Annotated in this window: 6 protein-coding genes and 1 pseudogene; 1 reads left to right on the forward strand and 6 read right to left on the reverse strand. The window is 26.8% G+C overall.

What is annotated here, in order from left to right; genetic code table 11:
• From Q5F54_RS09965 to dapF, 6 genes and pseudogenes are all read right to left on the reverse strand, one after another.
• Window positions 1-914 (reverse strand): annotated as a pseudogene (locus Q5F54_RS09965) (primosomal protein N'); the annotation flags it as partial.
• A gap of 85 nt (window positions 915-999) precedes the next feature.
• Window positions 1000-2199, reverse strand: coding sequence for a bifunctional phosphopantothenoylcysteine decarboxylase/phosphopantothenate--cysteine ligase CoaBC (gene coaBC / locus Q5F54_RS09970; RefSeq protein WP_288525779.1), 1200 nt, complete (start codon window positions 2197-2199; stop codon window positions 1000-1002).
• A gap of 5 nt (window positions 2200-2204) precedes the next feature.
• Window positions 2205-2468 carry a DNA-directed RNA polymerase subunit omega gene (rpoZ, locus tag Q5F54_RS09975; RefSeq protein ID WP_180702064.1) on the reverse strand — a complete coding sequence of 88 codons (264 nt, stop codon included), beginning with the start codon at window positions 2466-2468 and terminating at the stop codon, window positions 2205-2207.
• A gap of 1 nt (window position 2469) precedes the next feature.
• Window positions 2470-3087 (reverse strand): guanylate kinase, encoded by a 618-nt coding sequence (gmk, locus tag Q5F54_RS09980; RefSeq protein ID WP_071119644.1) that lies wholly within the window; start codon window positions 3085-3087, stop codon window positions 2470-2472.
• A gap of 62 nt (window positions 3088-3149) precedes the next feature.
• The gene (locus tag Q5F54_RS09985; RefSeq protein WP_288523914.1) at window positions 3150-4031 is read right to left on the reverse strand and encodes a YicC/YloC family endoribonuclease; all 882 of its coding nucleotides are present in this window, start codon (window positions 4029-4031) and stop codon (window positions 3150-3152) included.
• A 3-nt stretch (window positions 4032-4034) separates the two neighbouring features.
• Window positions 4035-4865, reverse strand: a complete 831-nt coding sequence (dapF, locus tag Q5F54_RS09990; RefSeq protein ID WP_288525780.1) for a diaminopimelate epimerase — start codon at window positions 4863-4865, stop codon at window positions 4035-4037.
• A gap of 161 nt (window positions 4866-5026) precedes the next feature.
• Between dapF and Q5F54_RS09995 the strand changes: the two genes are divergently transcribed.
• The coding region (locus Q5F54_RS09995; RefSeq protein WP_302334345.1) for an NFACT family protein at window positions 5027-5565 on the forward strand (539 nt) is incomplete at its 3' end.

Consider the following 5565-nt stretch of genomic DNA (forward strand, 5'->3'; position numbering starts at 1 on the left):
TTGTTTTGGTCAAACATTTCCGATATAACTTTGTTACATGCATTTTTTTGTTCGACATTTAAATATATTTCTTTTTGCTCTAAAGTATAAGCATTTTCTGGATTTCTATAGTAATCTTCCAATTTAATATCTATCAAATTCTTATTTTGAAGTGATAATATACTTTGTTTAGATACCTTTAATATATCAATCAAATCATTAATTTCTACTCTATCATTATTTTTTAGGAAATTTACTATTTCCTTTTGTTTTGCACCTAAGTTTATTTTATTTTTCTTTAAATAGTCATCAACTTCATCAGCTTCTATTGAAAGTGATATATAACACAAGTTTTTTTCATTCTTATGATTTTTATATTCCCATTTTAAATTAATTATATTTTTTTTACTCATTTTATCTAATATATAATTTATATTAGGTATTTTCTTTAACTTTTCAGTTTTTAATTTTCCCTTTGATATATTTATTTTACTAATAATATATTTTTGTATATCATCTAATGATGATAATAAATCTGTAAACTCATTTTCATTTAAATTCAATACTTCATCACTTAAACTTACAACTTTATAGTTATTTACTTTATATCCTTTAGGATATATTAAATTTATGCAATCTATATAAGTACAAAGATATCTATTTTTCATCCAGTTTACAAGTTCTAAATCCTCTAATTTAAAAATAGGTTCTTCATCTAATACATCTACTACTTCCTTAAGCTTCATATCTTCTTCTAAAGTATCAGATATTTTAAATACAAAAGCCTCTGTAGGTTTATTTCCTTTTCCAAATGGTACTAAAACCCTATGACCAACATATATCTGATTTTTTAAAAATTCCGGTATTTTATATGTAAATAAGTTGTCAGTGTGGAAAGTATTACTTCTTACTATGACTTTTGCGTATTTTTCCATATTCTAACCTCTATTTTTTATTTATATCTTTTAGTTAAATTATATCCTGTTACGTAAAAATATAAGCATCTATATTAATAGATGCTTATACACTAAGTAGCTCTTTTATCTTATCTAAAATAATATTTGCTACCTCTTCTTTTTTCATTTTAGGATATTCTGTAATATTACCTTCTTTGTCTATGATTTTAACTATATTAGTGTCTACACCAAATCCTGCACCTTCTTTAGTCAAATCATTAGCTACTATGAAGTCTAGATTTTTCTTTTTTATTTTAAGACTTGCATTTTCTATAAGGTCATTTGTCTCAGCTGCAAATCCAACTAAGATTTTATTATTTTTTATTTTTCCTATTTCTTGTGCTATATCTTTATTTCTATCTAATTCTATAACTAAATCATCATCTGATTTTTTTATTTTTTTATTAGAGTAGTTTTTAGGTTTATAATCTGCTACTGCTGCACTTTTTATAACCACATCATTTTCATCCAAGTTTGCTAAAACAGCTTCGTACATATCTTTTGCAGATTCTATTTTTACTAGTTTTTTCAGATTTTGTGGTGGAGTTAAATTTGTTGGACCTGTTATAAGGGTAACATCTGCTCCTCGTTCTATAGCTTCTTTAGCTATAGAGTAACCCATTTTTCCAGTAGATCTATTAGTTATGTATCTCATTGGGTCAATACTCTCAACTGTTGGTCCAGCTGTTACTATTATACTTTTTCCCTTTAAATCTTGCCCTTTTGAAAGCAATTTAACAACTTCATCCACTATAGTTTCTGGAGATGCTAATTTTCCTTTACCTGTATCTCCACAAGCAAGTCTACCACTTTCTGGCTCTACAAAATTATATCCTAATTCTTTTAATGTATTTATATTTCTTTGTAATATTGGATTTTCATACATATTAGTATTCATAGCTGGTGCTATTAATACTTTTGCCTTTGTAGCCATAACTGTTGTAGTAAGCATATCATCTGCTATTCCATTTGCAATTTTACCTATAACATTAGCTGTAGCTGGTGCTATTAAGAATACATCAGCTCTTTTAGCTAGAGATATATGTTCTACATCCCAAGTTTTAGGATCTTCAAACATATCACAAACTACATAATTTTGGCTTAATGATTGGAATGATAATGGTGTAACAAATTCCGTTGCAGATTTTGTCATTATTACATTAACATTTACGCCAAGTTTTCTTAATCTACTAACAACATCTAAAGTTTTGTATACAGCTATACCACCACTTACTCCTATTACAACAGTCTTATCCTTTAACATAGAACTTACTCCTCTTCTGTAGTATGTTCTTCTATTATTACTTCTTCTTTTTTATCTATTTCTTCTTGAGTTAATAATCTAAATGTTATTTTTTCATCAGCAACTTCTTGAGTAGCTATAGTTACTGGCTTATTATTATCTCTATTTTTAGCTGAAACATAAACTTCAGCTCCATCTATTATCTCTCTTGCTCTCTTTGCAACAGTTCCTACTAAGTAATATCTGTTGTCTATTTTATCTAATACTTCATTTATTGATGGCTTTAACATTTTATAATTCCTCCTTAAATTTATCTATAATGTTATTTTTATATCTAGTAACTTTATTTTTCTCAGCACATATTATAGCTTCAACATCACTAACTGATTTTTCTATATCTTCATTAACTATAAAGTAATCATAGTTAACTATTTGATTTATTTCTTCAAAAGCACAGCTAAATCTCTTTTCTATCTCTTCTTGAGTTTCTGTACCTCTTCCAACAATTCTACTTTTTAGTTCTTCTAACGATGGTGGAAGCACAAATATAAATACTCCTTCAGGATAAACTTCTTTTATTTGTCTTGCTCCTTGCATTTCTATTTCTAATATAACATCTTGCCCTTTTTCTAAGCATTCTATTATAGCAGCTTTTGGAGTTCCATAGAAGTTATCATATATTTGAGCATATTCTAAGAATTCACCATTTTCTATCATTTTAGTAAATTCTTCTTTTTCTATGAAGAAATAGTTAACACCATGAACTTCTCCATTTCTTGGTTTTCTAGTTGTAGCTGATACTGATAATTTTATCTGATCATTTTTGTTTAATAACGCTTTACATATCGTACCTTTTCCTGCACCTGATGGACCTGATACAACTAATAATAGACCTTTTCTATTAAGCATCAATCTCTTCCTTTCTATTTGTTCATATAATTATGTCTTAAAATCTATTTAATAATTTATAATTATTCTATATTTTGTATTTGTTCTCTTATTTTCTCTAATTCACTTTTTACTTCCACAACTAAGTTCGTTATATTTAAATCAGAAGATTTAGAGCCTATAGTATTTGTTTCTCTATTCATCTCTTGGATTAAAAAGTCTATTTTTCTACCTATTGATTCATTTTTTACAACAGTATTTTTTAATTGTTCTATATGACTTTTAAACCTTACTATTTCCTCTGTTATGCTGCTTTTATCTGCATATATAGCAACTTCTTGAGCTAATCTACTTTCATCTATTATGCTAGGATCTTCTAACATATCACTTATTCTATTTTTTAATTTTTCTTTATAATCAATAACAACATTATATGAGTATTTTTCAATATCTTCAATATAATTTTTAAGAAGATCACATCTATTTTGTATATCCTCTGCTAACTTTTTACCTTCTTCACTTCTCATTTCTTTTAACTTAAGTAATGCATTTTCTAAAGCTACTTTTAACATTGACCATAACTTATCTTCATCATCTTCTTTTTCCTCAGTTTTTATAACATCAGGAAACTTTGCAATATTCATTACACTTATATCATCAACTAGGTCAAACTTGTCTTTTATTTGTTTTAGTATTGATACATATTGAGTTGCTAACGCTTCATCAAACTTTAAGTTTACATCTTCACTACCTAATAAGTCAAGCTTTATATATAAATCAACTCTACCTCTTTTTATATAGTCTTTAACTAATATCCTTGCCTTATCCTCTAAAAATGATAATTTTCTCGGAAGACGTATATTTATATCTGCATACTTATGATTTATAGTCTTACATTCAACTAAGAACTGATAATTATCATCCTTATACTCTCCTCTTCCGAATCCTGTCATACTTATTGCCATTTACTATACCTCCAAAGTTCCTTCACATATTTTAACAGCAGGTCCTGTCATATAAACAAAATCATCTATATCTATTTTCACACATCCACCTTCAGATTTTGCATTTACACTTTTATTTACTTTTCCTAAATAATTACATATTATTGCTGATGCTGTCATTCCAGTTCCACATCCTAATGTGTATCCACATCCTCTTTCCCATGTACTAACTATAATGTTATTATTATCTTCTATTTTCACAAAATTTACATTAGTTCCTTTTGGGAAATTTTTATTTTTTTCTAATAAAGGTCCATATTTACATACTTCTTCTATACTTATATCATCAACTAATATAACAACATGTGGTACACCCATAAGCATAGCGTTTACTTCAAAGTTTTTATCTAAGACATCTATATTCTCACCTATAAATACTTTGTTATTAGATATAGCAGGAATATCTTCACATAAAAAACTTCCATTTCCCATATTAACTTTTATAGTATCTATTTCTTCACCTTTAAGATTTATTTTAACTTTTTTTACACCATCTAATGTATTAACACTAAATTCTTCTTTTCTAACTATATTATTATCATAAACGAACTTAACAAAACATCTTAATCCATTTCCACACATAGCTGCTCTGCTTCCATCTGCATTATAATAGACCATTTCTACATCACAGTTATCAGAATTTTTAACAACAAGCAATCCATCTGCTCCTACAGAAAATTTTCTATGACATACTGCTTTAGCATATTCAGAATAATCTGATGCCTCTTTATTGTCAAATCTTCCATCTATAGCTACGAAATCATTTCCTATTCCATGTAATTTCCAAAATTTCATAATTTAGCCCCCTTATAAATTTCAATTCCTAACTTATAATTATACAATATTTTAATAATAAAAGGAAATTATAAATATATAATTAAATCCTCCTATTCACAATATATGTATATTGTGTAATAATTAATTTATTAAAAGTTTATATAGAAGGGAGAAATATTATGGCTTTAGATGGTTTAGTTATACATTCTATAGTAGACGAATTACATAAAAAACTTTTAGGTGGAAAAATTGATAAAGTATATCAACCTGAAAATGATGAAGTAGTTTTACATATAAGAAATAATAAAGAAAATTTTAAGCTAGTTTTAAGTTGTAGCGCATCTAATCCTAGAGTCTACCTAGCTAGTGACTATAAAAAAGAAAATCCTATAAATGCTCCTATGTTTTGTATGCTCTTTAGAAAATATATACAAGGAGGAAATATAGTAAATGTTTCTCAAGTTGATTTTGAGAGGATAATAAAAATTAGTGTTGAATCTTTTGATGAGTTAAAAGAAAAAACAACTAAGGATATTATAATAGAAATAATGGGAAGACATAGTAATATAATTCTTACTCATTCATCTAATAATAAAATTATAGATTCTGCAAAAAGAATACCTCCAAGTGTAAGTAGAGTTCGTCAAATACTTCCTGGTCAAACTTATGTATTACCACCAAAACAGGATAAATTAAATCCTATTACTGATATAAGTTT

Origin of the sequence: uncultured Romboutsia sp., from assembly GCF_958366745.1 — a bacterium.
Lineage (GTDB): Bacteria > Bacillota > Clostridia > Peptostreptococcales > Peptostreptococcaceae > Romboutsia > Romboutsia timonensis.